This is a genomic window from Algoriphagus aurantiacus (assembly GCF_035156405.1).
Taxonomy (GTDB): Bacteria; Bacteroidota; Bacteroidia; order Cytophagales; family Cyclobacteriaceae; genus Algoriphagus; species Algoriphagus aurantiacus.
In genome coordinates this window covers 69567-87421 of sequence record NZ_JAXRUT010000011.1, presented here as the reverse complement: position 1 = coordinate 87421, position 17855 = coordinate 69567, and the positions used below count along the sequence as shown (strand labels likewise).

The 17855-nt window shown below is 38.7% G+C and carries 15 protein-coding genes; 8 read left to right on the top strand and 7 right to left on the bottom strand.

The window, feature by feature from the left end:
• Positions 1-13 precede the first annotated feature (13 nt).
• From SYJ56_RS12575 to hemW, 6 genes are all read right to left on the bottom strand, one after another.
• Positions 14-2014, bottom strand: a complete 2001-nt coding sequence (locus tag SYJ56_RS12575; protein WP_323834567.1) for a peptidylprolyl isomerase — start codon at positions 2012-2014, stop codon at positions 14-16.
• Positions 2015-2101: 87 nt separating this feature from the next.
• On the bottom strand, positions 2102-2503 hold the full coding sequence (locus SYJ56_RS12570) for an ATP-binding protein (protein WP_323834565.1): 402 nt from the start codon (positions 2501-2503) through the stop codon (positions 2102-2104).
• Positions 2504-2515: 12 nt separating this feature from the next.
• Positions 2516-2848, bottom strand: a complete 333-nt coding sequence (locus tag SYJ56_RS12565) for an STAS domain-containing protein (protein WP_323834563.1) — start codon at positions 2846-2848, stop codon at positions 2516-2518.
• Between the two features lie 3 nt (positions 2849-2851).
• Complete coding sequence (locus tag SYJ56_RS12560) at positions 2852-4930, bottom strand: SpoIIE family protein phosphatase (protein WP_323834561.1); 2079 nt, start codon at positions 4928-4930, stop codon at positions 2852-2854.
• 233 nt (positions 4931-5163) lie between these two features.
• The gene (locus tag SYJ56_RS12555; RefSeq protein ID WP_323834560.1) at positions 5164-5475 is read right to left on the bottom strand and encodes a DciA family protein; all 312 of its coding nucleotides are present in this window, start codon (positions 5473-5475) and stop codon (positions 5164-5166) included.
• Between the two features lie 13 nt (positions 5476-5488).
• The gene (gene hemW, locus SYJ56_RS12550; protein WP_323834558.1) at positions 5489-6610 is read right to left on the bottom strand and encodes a radical SAM family heme chaperone HemW; all 1122 of its coding nucleotides are present in this window, start codon (positions 6608-6610) and stop codon (positions 5489-5491) included.
• A 46-nt stretch (positions 6611-6656) separates the two neighbouring features.
• Here hemW and SYJ56_RS12545 point away from each other — a divergent pair, with 46 nt between their 5' ends.
• The 8 genes from SYJ56_RS12545 to porN all read left to right on the top strand — a co-directional run bounded on the left by SYJ56_RS12545 (position 6657) and on the right by porN (position 15978).
• Positions 6657-8360 (top strand): BamA/TamA family outer membrane protein, encoded by a 1704-nt coding sequence (locus tag SYJ56_RS12545; RefSeq protein WP_323834556.1) that lies wholly within the window; start codon positions 6657-6659, stop codon positions 8358-8360.
• A 2-nt stretch (positions 8361-8362) separates the two neighbouring features.
• Complete coding sequence (locus SYJ56_RS12540; RefSeq protein ID WP_323834554.1) at positions 8363-9484, top strand: DUF4271 domain-containing protein; 1122 nt, start codon at positions 8363-8365, stop codon at positions 9482-9484.
• Between the two features lie 33 nt (positions 9485-9517).
• Positions 9518-10291 carry a uroporphyrinogen-III synthase gene (locus tag SYJ56_RS12535; RefSeq protein ID WP_323834552.1) on the top strand — a complete coding sequence of 258 codons (774 nt, stop codon included), beginning with the start codon at positions 9518-9520 and terminating at the stop codon, positions 10289-10291.
• A gap of 76 nt (positions 10292-10367) precedes the next feature.
• Complete coding sequence (locus SYJ56_RS12530) at positions 10368-11348, top strand: PorP/SprF family type IX secretion system membrane protein (protein WP_323834549.1); 981 nt, start codon at positions 10368-10370, stop codon at positions 11346-11348.
• 168 nt (positions 11349-11516) lie between these two features.
• Complete coding sequence (porK, locus tag SYJ56_RS12525; RefSeq protein ID WP_323834547.1) at positions 11517-12611, top strand: T9SS ring complex lipoprotein PorK/GldK; 1095 nt, start codon at positions 11517-11519, stop codon at positions 12609-12611.
• Between the two features lie 57 nt (positions 12612-12668).
• Complete coding sequence (gene porL, locus SYJ56_RS12520) at positions 12669-13472, top strand: type IX secretion system motor protein PorL/GldL (protein WP_323834546.1); 804 nt, start codon at positions 12669-12671, stop codon at positions 13470-13472.
• A gap of 40 nt (positions 13473-13512) precedes the next feature.
• Positions 13513-15126, top strand: coding sequence for a type IX secretion system motor protein PorM/GldM (porM, locus tag SYJ56_RS12515; RefSeq protein WP_323834544.1), 1614 nt, complete (start codon positions 13513-13515; stop codon positions 15124-15126).
• Positions 15127-15159: 33 nt separating this feature from the next.
• Entirely contained in the window at positions 15160-15978 is an 819-nt protein-coding gene (gene porN / locus SYJ56_RS12510; protein WP_323834542.1) for a type IX secretion system ring subunit PorN/GldN, read from the top strand.
• Positions 15979-15993: 15 nt separating this feature from the next.
• Here the strand turns inward: porN and uvrC are convergent, their stop codons facing one another.
• Positions 15994-17799, bottom strand: coding sequence for an excinuclease ABC subunit UvrC (gene uvrC, locus SYJ56_RS12505; protein WP_323834540.1), 1806 nt, complete (start codon positions 17797-17799; stop codon positions 15994-15996).
• Between the last annotated feature and the right edge of the window lie 56 nt (positions 17800-17855).

Here is a 17855-nt window from a genome sequence, read left to right as displayed (position 1 = left end):
CCTTTATAAATTATTATTGATTCAAAGCTATGAAAGTTTCCTCTTTAGCTTTTGGATTAATCTTAATAGGGTGCTTTTTCCGTAAGGATTCCACTAGGCTTTTATCCAAATATTCTTGGTAGTCTCGTATTACTAATCCACGCGTTTCTTCGAATTTTTTAGGGCCTGCATTGGTCTTTTCACCAAGGATCACTAGATGCAAGTGCCCGTTAGCTTCAAGTTCTTGATAGCTTGCGTTCAAATCTGCCTTGGATAAAACAGGATGATCACTGTATTCGATATTTCCACTTTCTGTTTGGTAAGCCAAGGAATTAGTGCTTTCGTAGCTACTTTCGAAAGAGGAGATAAGTTCATCTGAAAGTGTTTTACCTTCAAGAAATTTCCTTGCAGCATCCAATTGGGTCATGTCAAGGACTTTTACAATGAGGGCGTTTACTCTTTCTTTCCACTGGTAATTCTCAATATTTTCTTGGTAAAACGCCTTTTGGGTTACAGAATCCATCAGTCCTTTTTGCCAGACTTTCTCGTTCATGAGGGAAAACAGCAGAATACCATCTCTATATTCTTTCAAGAGCATTTGGTATTCTTTGTTATTTGCTTCCAAATCAGTTTCCTCAGCTTTGTTTAGTTCTGAAGCCAAGAAGCGTTCATACCAGACATCGAAAATTCCGCTATTGCTTTGTAGGCTGATTTCCTCTTCATTTATATAATCATGAAGATCCTGAGCGTTGTAGCTTTTGCCCTTAAGGGTAAAGAGTTGATCATTTGCTTGATCTTTTTCGGCCAAAGACTTAGCAAAATCATTCTTTGAGGTAGTATTTAATTCCGATCTTAATTTGGCTACATTTTCTTCGTTTTCGTCAAAATTGTACCGGGATTTCTGAATAGCCATCACCTGCGACTGAATCATAGTTGAGCGAGAATCTCTCAAAATTCTGGAGCGGATACTCTCCTCCATTGATTCAAAACTTGCCAATGGCTTTTTGTCCTCTAACCTCAGAATATGATAACCATATCGGGTTCTAATAGGTGGTGATACTTCACCTATTTCAGTCAATGAAAATGCCGCCATTTCAAAATCGGGGATCATTGATCCAATACTTACCCAAGGAAGCATTCCTCCTTTTTGACTGCTAGCAGGATCTTCAGAATAATTTTTTACAATATCTTCCCATATAGTACTTTCTTTCTGAATCTCATTGTAAATGTCTGCCACTTTGCGCTTGGCAAGGTCTTCACCATTTTCTGAATTTTCATCTATCCTCACTAATATGTGTGAGACTCTTACTTGCCCAGGGTTGGGTTGACGATCTTTCACATTGATGATGTGGTACCCGAAATTGGTCAACACTGGATCAGAAACTTGGCCAGGTTGAAGAGAAAACGCTGCGTCTTCGAACGGTTGTACCATTTGAAGTGCAGAGAAATAGCCCAAATCACCTTTATTCACTTGTGCTGATGGATCATCAGAATATTCTACCGCAAGTTCATTTATACTTCCTCCGTTTTTTATTTCCTCTTCAATTTTCAAGGCCATACGCAGGACGATAAGGCTATCTTCCTTAGTGGCATTTGGCGGAAATTGGAGAAGTATGTGACTGGCTCGTATAATCTCCTGCATCCGTGAATAGGCTTTTCTTAATTCTCCCTCTTCCAAAGAGTTTCTTATTAAAAATGGAGCCTTGAGATTTTCTCTAAAGGATTCGAACTCTCTGAGGAATTCCTCAGATTGGTCAAGACCTTGAGCTTCAGCCTCTCTTACTTTTAGTTTGTAATTGATAAAAAGATCAAAATTCTCATCAAACTCCTCTCTGGACATTCCCGGAGTGCCGGGTTCAGATTTATTGCCCTTCGAAAGTAGGTATATCAACTCATCCTTGTCTACAGCTTTACCTCCTATTGTCAATAAAGGGTCCTCCTGCTCAGATACTTGAACAAAAGCCATCGCTGACACGGGAGACTCAAACGCTAAGAGGAGGGTGATAATAAATGCCGAAATGGTTCGGTTTGTCATGTGTTAAATGGCAGAATTAGAATGCAATTTTACAAATTTATTAGGATTTCAAGTCAAAAGTCCCGAATACTAAGCTTTTAACAAGAATTAGGACTGAAACCATTTGATCAGCCGACAGGTATTTATGCCTTTGCTAGACTCAAACTCGATTTCATCCATTATCTTCTTGACCAAAATTATGCCTAAACCTCCTTTTCGCTTTTCTCCTTTAACTTTATTTAGGTCCGGCACTTCATAATCAAGCATATTGAATGCTTTACCTTCATCGGTAATTTCAAAAATCAATTTGCCGGGATTTTGTTTGATCTTGAGTTGGATATAATCCAGCGCGTTACACTTATGGGAATGGATGATCAGATTGGCGCATACCTCTTCCACCGCCAGAGTGATCTGGAGTTGGTCGTTGTCAGGCAGCTTTAGCTCTCCCAGTGTCTTTTTCAAAAAGACACGCAACTCGGAGAGTGCTGTGGTTTGACAAGATATTTTCATCTGATATTTCATTCAGTTTAGGAGGGCAGTTTTTTTATCTGGATAAATACGCATCAGTTTGTCCAAACCCAAAATTTTAAACACTTCGAATACGCGATCGGAAAGCGAATAGATTTTAAGATCAATTTCTTTTTCCTGGAAATCCTCCAGGTAAGACATGAATACACCTAAACCCGCCGAAGAAATGTATTCCAGACCTGAGCCATCTACTAAAATAGAATTGCTTCCTTCAGCAACCAATTTGGTAATCGCCTCATCTAGTATTACCGAGTTGCTGGCATCCACTTCCCCTTTCAGTAGTAAAATATCGTGACCGTTTTCTTCTTGGGTTTCTATCGTTATCATCTTCTAGCTTTCTTTATTTTGTTTGGTGAATTTCACTACCATCATAGAATAATCATCATCAATCAATCTGTCTCCACCTACAAATTCATGCAGAGAATCAATGATTTTTGTCTGAATTTCTTGTGGATCTAGTTCGTGATATACTTCTAATAAGGTTCTGATGCGCTCATAACCGAATTGATGGGATTTGTCATTCTTTGCTTCCACTATTCCATCTGTGAATAGGACTAACACATCACCTGATTGATAGGTAAGTGTCTTTTCCACAACGTGTTTTTGATATTGCATGTTTCTTAAAATACCCAAACCCAAGCCATCAATCTCCAAATACTCTGATTTGTTCATTTTTTTCTTGTGAAAAAGGGTAGGTACATGACCTGCACGCGAATGACAGATAGTTTGTTCTGTGGTATTGATAATAAATATCGATGCGGTTATGAAGTGGTTGCGTTCTAGGCATTTACTAAGCGCTGAATTGGCTTTTACCATAAAGTCTGATGGGCTGAGATTCAGCTGAATAAGACTTTGGAAAATTCCTTTCATTTGGGACATATGAAAAGCCGCCGACGTTCCTTTACCGGATACATCTCCAATTATTAACACATACCTATTTTCATCAAGTTTATAGGTGTCGTAATAATCTCCACCGACTTCATCAGCAGCGTGAGAAAAGGCGCAAATATCAAAAGACTGATTGTGATCCAGTATGGCAGGAAGCAGAGATTTCTGCACACGCTGGGCGATTTTCAATTCCTCCTGATAGCGTTCGTTTAGGATAGCTTGATTGAGCAGCCGATGATTTTCTACTGCAATACAGGCTTGTCTTCCAAAAGTGCTGATAATGTTCAACATCTCCTTGTTGAACCCATCACGCACTTCTTTGCACAGCACTATTTTACCTATTACAGATTTATTTATGACCAGAGGAACCAAGAGAACAGATTCATATTTTGGATGAACGATTTTAAGGTTAATTGGACTCAGATTGTCTGAACGCTTTTCAGATGCCCATTCTTGTGCAGTTTTCTGTTGCTCGATCAAATCTGAAATCTCTTCTCTAGTCTTTCGATCTATAAACCTCTCTTGAAAAAAGCCGTCAGGGAATTCTTCGCTGGTCATAGCCAGCCAGGCTGCATCGGCATATGCCGCACTCATGCACGAGTCCATTAGAATATCCAGCACTTGTTCCTCATTTTCTTCAGGCTGAATGGACTGACTTAAGCGCTGGAAATTAATCGCTTCTGTAAGCTTTTGCTCAAAAACCGATGAGGTAGGAAGGTTAAAAAGAGTGACTAAAAAGCTGAGAACTGCATAAACCAAGACAAACCAAAAAAGAGAAATCAGAAATAAATTCCATGTTAGGTTAACTGAATAATCGTATTCTTTATCGACTGAATAAGTATACCAAAGAAAATAGCATATAGCCGAAATAATAATGGAAAGGAAAAGCAAGGATTTCCACTTTTCTTTGAAAGTCAAGTAGGGAATCCATTTCAAATTGGTCGAAAGTATAACTGCTAAAATCCCTAAAAGCACCATACCAAAGTAGAAGCTGTATCCATTATAATCTCTGTCAAAAAAGACTAAAAACATGGCTACTAACATGGCTATTTCGTATGTCTGCCATTGATTGACTACTCGCTTAGTCTTTTGGTATAGTATAAGATGCTGCCATAAGATCGATGTGGAAACCAAAAACATCGTTACTAGTCCGAAGCGAACATGGTAGAAAAATGTTTTAAGAAATGGGTCTGTTGCGAGCTTACTTTCACCAAGCGAGTTATAAAACAATTCAATGATTATATAGATGGCTACTGCGAAAATCCCAGTTGATGCGCCTCTCCATATTAGATTGAGAAAATCACTTTGAGTGCTTTTAGTGATCGAATATTTATAAAAACTGTAAACAGTTATGAAGAATAAGGTTTGCAAGATCCAGGTGAATTCGATTGCAATACCAGAATCTATTTGATTGAGGACCCCAACCAGTCGCACTAAATTCACAAATAACAAGGAAAGCCATACAAGGATGGCGAGCAGTAAGCTTAGCTTTCCGATATGGATTGGTGGTAGTTTGATCATGGATGCGATTCCACAATAATACTCATTACAGATTGGAAAATAGTGAAGGTGGATAAGTTACTGAACGTGACCAGATGTTAAAAAGTGTAAATTGAAGAACCCCTGAGATGAAATCGAGCATGACTCAAGAGTCACACGGAGGGATGATTATCAAGTATGCGAGATTCCATCCCGATTTTCGGGACAGGTAATGACCATCGAAAAATAATTATATTCATATGAATTCAAGGGAGCTACAAACACACCAGATCGTCTATTACACCAGCACCATATTTCTCTTCTATCATCGAGAGCACTTTACTTTTGTTCATCAACAATTCCTTCTTGATTGGTCCTGAACTTAGTTTTACAAAGAGTTTTTTGTCTCGGATAAAAACAGAGGTAGTTCGGTCTGCTATGGTCTTGCCCACAAGCTCCGGCCAATCGTGAACCAACGATTTTTCCCTGAATTTACCTTCCAATCGGTATGCTTTGAGCAGATCATTGAAAGCCGACTCAAGTGGTGCAACTTCCTTTTTTCTGCTGAAATATCCGTCTCTCCCCATAACAGTGTTATTCTCAAACGAAAAGTGCTGCTGCAATGCTGTCTGCGAGCAGTTTTCCGCTTTTGCTCAAAGATAGGTTTTTATCCTTCCAAATGAGCCAGCCTTCTGAATCCATTTTGGATAGGATGGCTTCTTTGGAAATCAAAAGATCTTGGCCAAAATCCCTATGAATATCTCCAAAATCAATTCCCCAAAGTGTTCTCAGTCCAGTAAGTATATATTCGTTTAATCTCTCCTCATTAGAAAGGTTATCCACAATGAATGGAATAGTCCCGCTTCCTATACTTCTCATATAGAGCGAGTTGTTGGAAGGATTTGCACCTCTGTTTTTGCCATCAAATGAATGGGCACTAGGGCCCACACCCAAGTAGGGCACACCTTTCCAGTAGTTTGTATTATGTAATGCGAATTGATCAGGCTTACCAAAGTTGGAAACCTCGTATTGAATATATCCAGCTTTATCGGTTTGTTCCTGTAGGATTTCAAATTGCTCTGCGACGAAATCTTCCTCAGCAGGCTGAAATTTCCCCTTTTTTGTCCAATTCCCAAGTGCCGTTTTGGGTTCTACAGTAAGTGCATAGCTAGAGATGTGCCCGGGATTTTGGCTGATTGCTTCAGATAAATCCCGTTTCCACAGGTCATGATTTTGCTGTGGGTATCCATAGATCAAATCCAAGCTGAATTTTTCGAATCCAACTTTCCTTGCTTTTAGTATCGCCGACTTAGATTCTGCGGAGGAATGTGCACGATTGTAGAATTTCAAGACTTCCTCATCAAAACTCTGTATCCCCAGACTTAGACGATCTATGCCTAGGGTCTTCCATGATGTAAGATTAGTTACGCTCAAATCATCAGGATTTGCCTCAAGCGTGACTTCTCGCCAATTCGAATTGTAAGTCTTGGCAATTTGGTCTAGAATTTTTCCAATCAATTTTGGAGGTAAAAGTGACGGAGTTCCACCGCCAAAGTAGATGGTTTCTATCTTCCTGTTTTGAAAATAATCTGCCCTTAATTCCAGTTCCCTACAAATCATTTCAGCCATCTGATCCATTCTGTCCAAGTTGGTGCTGAAATGAAAATCGCAATAATGGCAAGCCTGCCTACAAAAAGGAATATGTATGTATATGCCTGCCAATTTGAATTCTATTATTTTGCGAATATAATCAATCCCAGTCAGCCCTTTGAAAACCTTCCTTTTGGCATGCTTCCTTTTTTTTCTGGCTGGAGGACAGATTTGCCAAGCTCAAAATGCCTATTGGGTAAAATGGTCAAGTGATGAGCTCCAGCTTAATTCCACTTGGGTTGCTTTTTCTTCGAATCTAGAAAGAGAGAAATACATCGATTCAATTCAAAATTCATTTCAAAATGCAGGGTATCTCGAACTTTTTGCAACCGAAGAAAAAATCTCCAAAGATTCCCTGCAGGTGAAATTGTCTCTTGGAGAGAAGTATTTCTGGGAATCAATTTCTCAAGGAAATGTGCCAAAGGAATTTTATAAAGATATGGACCCGATAACCCGCGAATATGCTTCAGCTTCACAGTGGATTAGAAATGTAGTCAGAGAGGCAGAGAATAATGGTTTTCCTTTTGCCCAGATAAAACTCGATAGTATTCAGCGAAGTGGCAATACGCTTTCTGCAGTAGTTAACTTCGACTCAGGCCCACTCATACTTTGGGATAGTGTGAAAGTAGCCGGAGACACCAAAACTCAAGCGAATTATGTGCAGAACATAACGGGAATTAGACCCGGCTTGCCTTTTTCCCAAAAACAACTGGATGCGGCAAATCAAGTGCTCAGTCGCTCTCCTTATTTCGTACAGGCACAAGCTCCAGAGGTTGATTTTCAGATCAAAAAGGCTCAGCCCACATTTACCTTGAGAGACAGAAATACCAATGTACTGGACGGGATAATAGGATTATTGCCCAATGCAAATGAGCCGGGGAAAGTGCTTATCACTGGGCAATTAGATCTGGAATTGTATCATTTGGGAGGGAAAGGAAGAGATGTGGCTGTCCATTGGCAACGGCTAAACATAGCGACACAGTCTCTGGATATTTCTGCAAAAGAGTCGTTTTTATTTAATTCACCTTTGGATGTAAGTGTAGGGTTCAATTTGCTTAAGCAAGACTCTACTTTTTTAAATAGGTATTTGAGTTTGGACTTTGGGTATCATCTGAACCAGAATAGTTATCTGCGTTTTTTTACAAGAAGACAATCCAGCGATGTACTTAATACCGAAGCTTACGATGAGGTGACTGAACTACCGGATGTGGCAGATTACAGATGGAATCAATACGGGTTAGGATGGACTTTGGATAAGTTGGATTCTCCTTTTTTTCCTAGGAGGGGGTTTTATATTAACAGTGAATTTGCTTTGGGAAATAAGAGGATTTTGGAGAATACTGGATTTCCCCAAGAGGTTTATGATAATTTGGATTTGAACAGTCCGCAATATTTGGGAAAGGGCGAAATTGAAAAACATATTTTCATCAGACCAACCTGGGGAATGTGGTTTAGAGGAAGTGGAGGTTTTACTCAAAACCAAAATCTTCTCTTAAATGATCTTTTTCGCCTGGGAGGGCTGAAAAGTATTCGTGGCTTTAATGAGAACTACTTTTTCGCTAGATCTTATGGCTACCTAAATATGGAACAAAGACTTTTTTTTGGTGAAAACTCATTTCTCATGGTTTTTGCTGACTTTGGGATTCTGGAAAACCCGTACTTTGCACAGTCGATTGATAAACCTGTTTCTTTTGGTGCGGGAATCAATCTGGATACTGGCTCTGGTGTATTTAAATTTATATACGGAGTCGGAAAGTCTAATTTGCAACCCTTACAATTCTCCTATTCTAGGATACATTTTGGCTATCTAGCCAGATTTTGAGTATGAAAAAATGGATCAACAAGTCAATACTATTATTAATACTGCTTTTTGCAGTAGGGGAGCAAACCTTTTCACAGGTTTTGGAAGATTACAATTCAAAGTGGCAAGAAGGTGAGCGAGAGACTTGGTTTAGTTCAAATGATAGATTGGTCTTGGATTTGGATCTAGAGACTTTTCCTTTAGCCTATTTCTCATTCGCATTTCCTGATCATTCAGTAGTTTTTATTGGGGAAAAACTATGGTTTTTTACCGATCAGGATACCGCATTTACAGAACAAGTAGGGAATCTCAAAAGAGTGTTTTCAGGTGATCAAGTGAGTCTAACAGTTTTTAAAGATGGGATTTCTTCAACTCAGGCAAGTGTAAAGAAAATCTTGGAATCTGAGGCTTCAGAATCCAGCATAAATGAAGAGGGCCTGCTGTCAGAAAAAAGAAGTTTTGATCGGCAAAGCATTCGTGATTTTTTTGTGGTGGGGCTGCTGATTTCCTTATTGTTGATTACACTCTATAAATTGGCATACCCATTCATTTTCGCAATGATGATCAAACCGGTTTCATTGCTAAATGCAGAAGATTTTTCTGAAAGTGGGAGTTTGCAGAAGTTTTTTTCTGCAGATATTCTGTTATATGTGGTTATAGTTAATATGCTTTTGTCCCTCGCTATGGTGACTGGTATGGTGGTTTTTCGTCAAGAATGGCTAGAAGCAAGAATAGTATTGAATTTCAATACATTAATTATACTTTGGTTAGGAGGAGCTTTATTGATTTTTATACTCACTATTCTCAAGTTTACAGCCATTAAAATTTTGTCTTATTTATTTGATTTGGGGAAACTAGAATTCCCTCATTTCTTTTATTTATTGCGGATAGTGTTTATTGCGACAATTGCCTTGATACTGGTATGTGCGTTTTTTTTACTCAATGAATTTTCACTTATTAATACAGCCTTAGAGCTTACATTTACTGGGTTTTTCTGGATATACATTTTAGGAATTATAGGATTGTTCTTAATTATGGTGAATAGATTGGGTTTTAAGAAATACCATTTATTTACTTACCTTTGCATCGCAGAATTAGTGCCCTTTTTAATCTTGGCCAAATTGGTGCTTGATTTGGGTCATTAATCTCGATAATCACCAAAAAGGAATAATAGAAGCATGAGCGCAGTTACCAAAGACAGGTTTAGACCAGTAAAAAGTATCCTAGTATCTCAACCAGCCCCAGCGGGCGCAAATTCTCCCTACGTGCAGCTGGCCGAGAAATATAACCTGAAGATTGACTTTCGTCAGTTTATAAAGGTAGAGCCAGTTTTACCAAAGGAATTCCGCAAGCAGAAGATTGATATTCTCAAGCATACAGCCGTGATTTTTACAAGTCGTAATGCTATTGATCATTTCTTCGCGATCTGCAAAGATTTCAAAATCGAAATGCCAGCAGATATGAAGTATTTCTGTATTTCCGATCAAACCGCCCATTACCTTCAGAAGTATATTGTAATCCGAAAGCGTAAATTATTCGTAGGTCAGAAGACTGCACAGGATTTATTCGATTACTTCAAAAAGCATAAATCAGAAAAGTATTTATTTCCTTGCTCAGATATCCGTAAAGACGATATCCCTGAATACATGGAGAAAAATGGGATTGCATTTACTGAAGCTATCATTTACCACACTTTAGAGGCAGATTTGTCTGATTTGGCAGATGTTAAATATGACATCTTAGCGTTTTTCAGTCCTTCTGGGATCAAATCATTGAAGATTAATTTTCCTGATTTCGAACAGGGGAACACTCGAATAGCTGCATTTGGACCTACTACAGCCCAAGCAGTTAGAGATTTGGATTTGTTTCTGGATATTGAAGCGCCTATGCCAAATGCCCCAAGTATGACTGGTGCACTAGAGCTTTATATCAAAAAGGCGAATAATTTGTAAAACATAGAACCTAAATCTGTGGTTTTTCAGTTTAAATTCTTACAATAGATATTATGTTCGACGAAACCACGATACAATGATTCAAAGAGGCCATGGTAAATACTTTTTGAGATATTCATTTCTCTTATTGTTCTTTTTTGAGATTTCTTCGCTGATGGCCCAGCAAGATCCTCAATTTACTCAGTACATGTACAACGGCATGTATTACAATCCTGCCTTTGCTGGAAAAGACGGCGGATTTAGATTTTCTGCCTTACACCGCTCTCAGTGGTTGAATTATACCACAAATTCTGGACAAGGTGGAGCGCCAGTTACTCAGTTGGTGACAGCACAAGGAAGACTTGAAGGGAAAAATATAGGTTACGGTCTTACCATTGTCAATGATCAAATAGGCGCTACTGGAAATTTGGAAATTAATCTCCAGGGAGCATATCATAAAAAACTCAATAGATCAATCCTAAGTTTTGGAGTATATGTAGGTATGTTTTCAAGCTCTTTAGATTATGGTGAACTCATAGTAGTGAACCCTGAGCCCAACCTTCCTGTTGCAGGTAAAGAGAGTCAAATAAATTTGAACTTTGGGGCAGGCTTATTATTAGATGGGCGTGACTATTATATAGGGCTTAGCAGCAGACATATAAATGAGCCTAACTTTGATTTTGGAGACGGTTCATACGCCAATCAGTTAAAAAACCACTCATATTTGTTGGTTGGTTATAGATTTAGGCCAGTGGGTCAACTCACTATTGAGCCTAGTTTTCTTTTAAAATCAGTGTCATTTAATAATTTTTCTTATGAAGTGAGCGTTATTGCTACTCATCAGAATAAGATAAGTGGAGGGTTTGGTTTTAGAGGAGAGGAATCAGTATCCCTAATTCTTGGATACAGCTTATTAAGTGATAATTCCCTTAAGTTAGGATATGCATTTGATTTGGTATTTAGTGGAGTGGAGGCTAAATCTCCCACTAGTCATGAACTTATGCTCCGCTACACATTGTCAAATGTTAGTAGGGAAGTACAACGAGTAATTCAAAGAACACCAAGGTTTAGGTTTTGAAATTCTCTGATATAGTAAATTTATGTTTGGGATATGTTTTAACAAGGTGTTATCATTTTCCCATATTTTGGCAGGTTATTTGCATTTATGTGCCAAATTCAGCTAAATTTCGAATCCTGAAAATAGTTTACAGAGCGTAATTATTTGATGAACGAAAAAACGTCATTTATGTATAGAAAAATCAATGTTCGCTTAATGTCCATTACCTTAGGTTTGGCAATAGTGACACTTTTGCCGAGTTGCGGTCTTTTTAGTAAGAAGGGTTCAGCTAGCGAAAAGATGAATAGAAGAGGTGAAGTGACGGGTGTTGCGGATCGTACAAATTGGCAACAGAATCTTCCATATGATATGGTTCCAGTAAAGGCTGGTACTTTTTGGATGGGTCAAGCTGATGAAGATATCGCATTCACTCAATCTGCCTTGAACAAGCAAATTACCATTTCGGAATTTTTTATGGACAAATATGAAGTGTCCAATAACAAGTACCGTCAATTCTTAGAATCTGTGAAAAGCGGAACCTACGAAACAGGTACACCTACAACTCTTAAAGATCCTCCTCAATTGAATTATGATGAGTTAAGACCAGATACTACAGTTTGGTCGACAAGCTTTGCGTATCATTATGGAGATCCATTGATGGAGTTTTACTTTGATCATCCTGCTTTCGATAATTACCCTGTTGTCGGAGTTACTTGGGATCAGGCTAAAAAATATTGTGAATGGAGGACTTATCATATGAGAGCAAATGATGACGTCGATTTTGACGGCCCGGCATTTGAACTTCCATCAGAAGCAGAGTGGGAGTATGCTGCCAAAGGAGGTAAAGAGGTAGCCAAATATCCGTGGGGTGGCCCATACTTGAAGAATAAAAGAGGTTGCTTAATGGCAAACTTTAAGCCTGGAAGAGGTAATTATATAGATGATGGTTTTGCATATACTGCACCTGTGGATGTATTTGCTCCAAATGGTTATGGATTGTACAATATGTCTGGAAATGTTTCAGAATGGGTACTTGATGCCTATGCAACCACATCAAGTTCTATTACTTGGGATTTGAATCCAGTTTACGAGGATCCTAACGAACCAAGAAAAGTTGTAAGAGGTGGTAGCTGGAAAGATATCGCCCATTTTCTTGAAACAAGTACAAGAACTTATGAGTACGAAGATGTCGCGCAGGCTCACATCGGGTTCAGAACAAAAATGACATTCATTGGTCGCTCAGGCTCAATGGATGTGAAAAATTCAACAAGACGAAGAAGATAAGTAAAATACTCTTATACAAACGAAAATCACCTTAAAACTTTAATTTCAATATTACACATGGCTAGTAACAGCAACTCTTTCTCAGCTAAATTTTATTCCTCCTGGATGCCGAAGGTTTACGGTATCGGTGCAGCAGTAGTTATTCTTGGTGCCATGTTCAAAATCTTGGATTGGCAGTTTGCTAATCTCATGATCGGAGTTGGACTATCTACTGAGGCATTAATATTTTTCCTTTCTGCATTCGAGCCACGCAACGAAGAGGTGGATTGGTCAAAAGTATATCCAGAACTTGCAGGTGATGCACCAGGAGCTCCAAAATCACAAAGAACAGTAGCTGGTGGTGATCAGGTTTCAAAAAAGCTTGATGAAATGCTTGCTAATGCTAAAGTAGGTCCGGAATTGATAGAAAGCCTTGGTAAAGGCATGCAAAATCTAGCTACCTCAGCTCAGAAGATGGGCAACCTATCAGATGCAGCTGTAGCTACTAACGAATATGCTACAAATGTAAAAACTGCTGCTAAGACCTTGGTGGATATGAACGCTTCATATAGCAAAACAGCAGCTGCACTTACTGAAATGTCATCTGCATCTCAAGATGCGAAAGCTTATCATAATCAAGTGGTAACAGTTACCAAAAATCTATCTGCATTAAATTCTGTCTATGAGATGGAGCTTCAAGATGCAAATAGTCATGTGAAGACATTGAATAAATTCTATTCAAACATGACTGCAGCTATGGAAGGACTTACCGAGGCAGGCAAAGAAACTCAGGCTTTCAAAACAGAATTATCAAAATTGAATCAGAACGTTAGTTCATTGAATAAAATCTATGGTGGAATGCTATCCGCTATGAAAGGTTAATTTCTCTTCAATTCAAATTACAATCCATTAAAACTTAAAAATGGCAGGAGCTAAAGAGACACCTAGACAGCGGATGATTGGTATGATGTACCTGGTTTTAACGGCCCTATTGGCCCTTCAGGTAAGCAACCAAATCCTCCAGAAATTTGTGCTTATTAATGATGGGATGGAACGAACATCCCGGAATTTTATCAATAAGAATGAAAAAACAGTTGAGTCTATCGCATATACTGTAGAGCAACAAGGTAATAAGGAAGTAGATGTGCCTAAAGTGGCTGCAGCACAGCAAATCAGAACTGCAACAGCTGAGATCACTGATTACTTAGAAGATATCAAACTGGATTTGATTGAACAATCTAATGCCAAGAATGACGAAGGTAACTTTGTTAATGCTAACCTTAAGAATACAGAAATTACCGGTAATATCTTCGTTAACAAGGGTAAAGGTGAGGAGATGAAAGCTAGGCTGAATGCTTATCCTGCTCAAATCACTGAGATATTGTCTAGTGTTGGTCTTGGAGACTTAACGTTTGATGCAATTGCAAAAGATGCCAAAGACATTGAATTATTTGCAAATGATCGCGAGGCAAGGAACATGAGTTTTGAGAAACTTAACTTTGTGAAATCTCCTGTGGGCGCAGTTATTGCTTTGATTTCTCAGTATCAAAATGAGGTATTAAATATTGAAAGTGAGTCACTGACAGCGGTACAGAACACAATCGGCTCGTTCTTTTTCAAAGCGGATGTGACTGAAGCTAGAATTGCAGCCTTATCAAATGTAGTAGCAGCAGGCACCAAATTTGAAGCAGATATGTTTATTGCTTCCAGTTCTACTTCAGCAGCTCCGACGATGACTATCGATGGCCGTGCTGTCCCAGTAGATCCGAAAGGCTTCGGAAAGATTGAATTTACTGTGACTCCGGCAACTCAGTATGATGAGCGTGGATTGGCAAGAAGAACTATTAATGGTGAAATTATCACCAATATTGGTGGTGAGGATAAGACACTCCCAGTAGAGTATGAATATTTCGTAGCCCAACCGGTTATTAAGGTTTCTTCGGAAGTAGTCAATCAGCTCTATGCAGATTGCGCTAATGAGTTGTTGATTGAAGTTCCTGCTTTAGGTAATACTTATTCCCCGGAATTTACTGTTACCAATGGGCAATCAATCAAAGGAAGTAAGCCAGGACAATTGACTATAGTTCCAGGAGCATCTGGCAAAGTTGATATTGGAGTGAGTAGTGGAGGTAATAAAATTGGTAACGTTGATTATGAGATTAAGCCGGTTCCTTTACCTTCTTTAGTTCCAGTTACATCCAATGGATCTGAAATTGATTTGAGCCAAGCTCAGGCAATAGCTTCTCTGATGGGGCTTAAGATGCTGGCGAAAGCAGAACCTACTTTCGCAAGAACAATGGCTAAAGATGCTGCTTTCGAAGTGACTGGTGGTGAAATGAGATTATTGAGAAATGAGGTCCCAAGACAGACTGTTCAGATTTCCAATGGTAATAGTTTAGCGATGCGTTCGTTATTAGAAAGTGCAAGAACTGGTGATGTTGTGGTTTTTGAAATCAGACAGGTAACTAGAACAAACTTCAGGGGAAATAAAATTCCTTCAGAATTAAGACAAGTTGTCCCTATTCGTGTTAAGTAAAACATTATTGGGGATTAAGATAAATGAATGATTATGAAAAAGTTTATTCCAAAATTAATCCTATCCCTGCTGATTGCAGTAGGCATTGCGCCACTCGCGAGTGAGGCACAGATTCTAGCTACAAGCGTGAGTCCTTCAGGATATGGTGATCGTCAATTTGATATGGACACCGTCTTTTCCGCCAAAAGGATCAGAGAAGATGATAAAATGTACCAAATTGGTGTATGGAGAAGAATTGACCTTCGTGAAAAGTACAATAAACCTCTATATGGGCAAGGAGATACCAAAGCAAATGGAATTATAAATCAGATTTACAAAGCCATTGTGGAGGAGAATGCATTAGAGGTTTTTGGCGATGAAGAATTTACGCAGCCATTATCTATTGCTGAATTTCAGGATAATTTCTGGTTGAATGCCACTGGGGATAGTATCTTCTCTAAGCAATTGTATTACCTTGATTTTAGAGAAGATTTTGTTTTTGACAAGCATCATTCAGATATGGTATTTGATATCAAATATCTTGAATTGGTGATGCCTTCTGAAACCAATTCTAACGCTGGTCAAAAAACTATTGCTTTCATTCGATACAAAGACTTCTATAACTACTTCAAAGATCATCCTGAAGCAAGATGGATTAATTTTCAGAACATTTCTAAAAGCTTAACCTATGACCAAGCTTTCGAAACTAGGTTATTCAGATCTGTGGTTAGAAGGTTTACTAATTCGGAGGAAGCATTGATTGCGGATCTCGTGGCTGTAGATCATCCTAATCCTGAGATGCAAGCTTATGTAAATGCGCTCGAATTTGAGTACAAATTATTAGAATATGAAAACTCCCTCTGGGAGTGGTAAAATAATAAGGGGCTTTTAAGCCCCTTTATTTTTTTCTTTCCATGCTATTAAAGCCCTTGCTCGACTGGCACCAATTACCTCAGCTATTTCCTGTTCACTAGCCTCACTTATTTTCTTTACTGATTTAAAGTGGCTTAATAAGTTGTCGGAAGTAGTTTCCCCAATTCCGGGTATTGCAGTGAGCTGAGTTCCAAATGCATTTTTGCTTCTCACATTTCTGTGGAATGTAATTGCAAATCGGTGCGCTTCATCACGAATTCTTTGCAATAGTCTTAAGCTTTCAGATTTCTTGTCAATGTGAATTGGGTACGAATCCCCTGGAAAGTAGATTTCCTCCAGTCGTTTTGCAATACCGATAATTGGCATTTGTCCATAGACTCCCAATTCTTTCAGGGCTTCTACAGCTGAGGAAAGCTGGCCTTTTCCGCCGTCGATTACTATAAGCTTTGGCAATGGCTTGTCTTCATCTAATAAGCGCTTATATCTACGCCCTACCACCTCTTTCATACTTGCAAAGTCATCTGGTCCTACTACCGTTTTTATATGATAGTGTCTATATTCTTTTACAGCGGGTTTACCGTTTAGGAAGCACACCATACTGGCCACAGGATTTGTGCCTTGGATATTTGAGTTGTCAAAACATTCGATGTGATCCGGTATTTCTGTTAAGCTTAAATCCTGTTGAAGTTGGCGGATCACACGGTCTTTCTTGTCCTGATTTAGGCCAAGTAACATCGCTTTTTCTTTTTTGTAGTATAGCGCATTTTTCAGAGAGAGCTCAATTAGCTTTTTCTTGTCTCCAATTTTTGGCATAAACACATTCAATCCTTCAATTGGTTCTGTCAATTCAATGTTTAACAAAACCTCTTCAGCCTCACTTTGGAATTGATCTTGAAGTCGGATTAATGCAGTTAGAAGCAATTGCTCATCTGATTCATCCAGCTTCTTTTTGAGCTCTACATTCTTGGATGTGATCAAAGAACCGTTTTTCACTCGCATGAAGTTTACATAAGCACTCTTCTCATCGGAGACTATTGTACATACATCAAGGTTGTTAATCGAAGGGCTTGCAATCAGTGATTTGGCTTGATACTTTTCAAGTAAATCAAGCTTTACCTTTATCTTATGAGCTTTTTCAAATTCCAGATTCTCTGCATGCTGTTGCATTTCCTGCTTGAAATAAGTTTTTGCCACTCCAAGATTTCCTTTTAGAACATGCTTGGCATGCTCCAACTCCTTTAGGTAACTAGCCTCATTTTGCAATCCGACACATGGACCCTGACAATTTCCAATGTGGTATTCTAAGCAAACTTTGTATTTTCCTTCAGCGATTTTATAAGGAGATAAATCAAGCTTACAGGTTCGTATGGTAAATAACTCCCGGATCAAGTCTAGCACATTATTCATTGCCTTCACACTTGCAAAGGGACCAAAATAGGTCCCCCTTCGTGGAATCATTTTCCTTGTCGGAAAAATTTGGGGAAAGTTCTCCTTTGTCAGCAACAGATATGGATATGTTTTATCGTCGCGGAGAAGAATGTTATACTTTGGCTGAGATTTTTTTATCAGGTTATTCTCAAGAAGTAGCGCATCAAACTCACTATCCACCAATGTTATTTCTATTCTACGAATATCTTTCACCATTTTTCTGGTTTTGAGATTGACTCCAGTATTCTTATTGAAGTAGCTGCTTACCCGCTTTTTAAGGCTTTTTGCTTTGCCTACATAGATTAATTCATTTTCCTCATTGAAATACTTATACACTCCCGGGTGATCGGGAAGCGTAAGATGGTCAGTAGGCAAAAAGGAGGATGACTGCATGGTCTAAAATTAAAAAAACAGCCTTGGATTAAGGCTGTTTGAAAGAGGATTTATAT

Excerpts from the sequence above, each read along its gene's own strand:
- porK (WP_323834547.1), top strand. The coding sequence starts at position 11,517 with ATGTATAGAAAAATCAATGTTCGCTTAATGTCCATTACCTTAGGTTTG.
- porL (WP_323834546.1), top strand. The coding sequence starts at position 12,669 with ATGGCTAGTAACAGCAACTCTTTCTCAGCTAAATTTTATTCCTCCTGG.
- porN (WP_323834542.1), top strand. The coding sequence starts at position 15,160 with ATGAAAAAGTTTATTCCAAAATTAATCCTATCCCTGCTGATTGCAGTA.
- SYJ56_RS12575 (WP_323834567.1), bottom strand. The coding sequence starts at position 2,014 with ATGACAAACCGAACCATTTCGGCATTTATTATCACCCTCCTCTTAGCG.
- SYJ56_RS12560 (WP_323834561.1), bottom strand. The coding sequence starts at position 4,930 with ATGATCAAACTACCACCAATCCATATCGGAAAGCTAAGCTTACTGCTC.
- SYJ56_RS12540 (WP_323834554.1), top strand. The coding sequence starts at position 8,363 with ATGAAAAAATGGATCAACAAGTCAATACTATTATTAATACTGCTTTTT.
- SYJ56_RS12565 (WP_323834563.1), bottom strand. The coding sequence starts at position 2,848 with ATGATAACGATAGAAACCCAAGAAGAAAACGGTCACGATATTTTACTA.
- porM (WP_323834544.1), top strand. The coding sequence starts at position 13,513 with ATGGCAGGAGCTAAAGAGACACCTAGACAGCGGATGATTGGTATGATG.
- uvrC (WP_323834540.1), bottom strand. The coding sequence starts at position 17,799 with ATGCAGTCATCCTCCTTTTTGCCTACTGACCATCTTACGCTTCCCGAT.
- SYJ56_RS12570 (WP_323834565.1), bottom strand. The coding sequence starts at position 2,503 with ATGAAAATATCTTGTCAAACCACAGCACTCTCCGAGTTGCGTGTCTTT.
- SYJ56_RS12535 (WP_323834552.1), top strand. The coding sequence starts at position 9,518 with ATGAGCGCAGTTACCAAAGACAGGTTTAGACCAGTAAAAAGTATCCTA.
- SYJ56_RS12555 (WP_323834560.1), bottom strand. The coding sequence starts at position 5,475 with ATGGGGAGAGACGGATATTTCAGCAGAAAAAAGGAAGTTGCACCACTT.
- SYJ56_RS12530 (WP_323834549.1), top strand. The coding sequence starts at position 10,368 with ATGATTCAAAGAGGCCATGGTAAATACTTTTTGAGATATTCATTTCTC.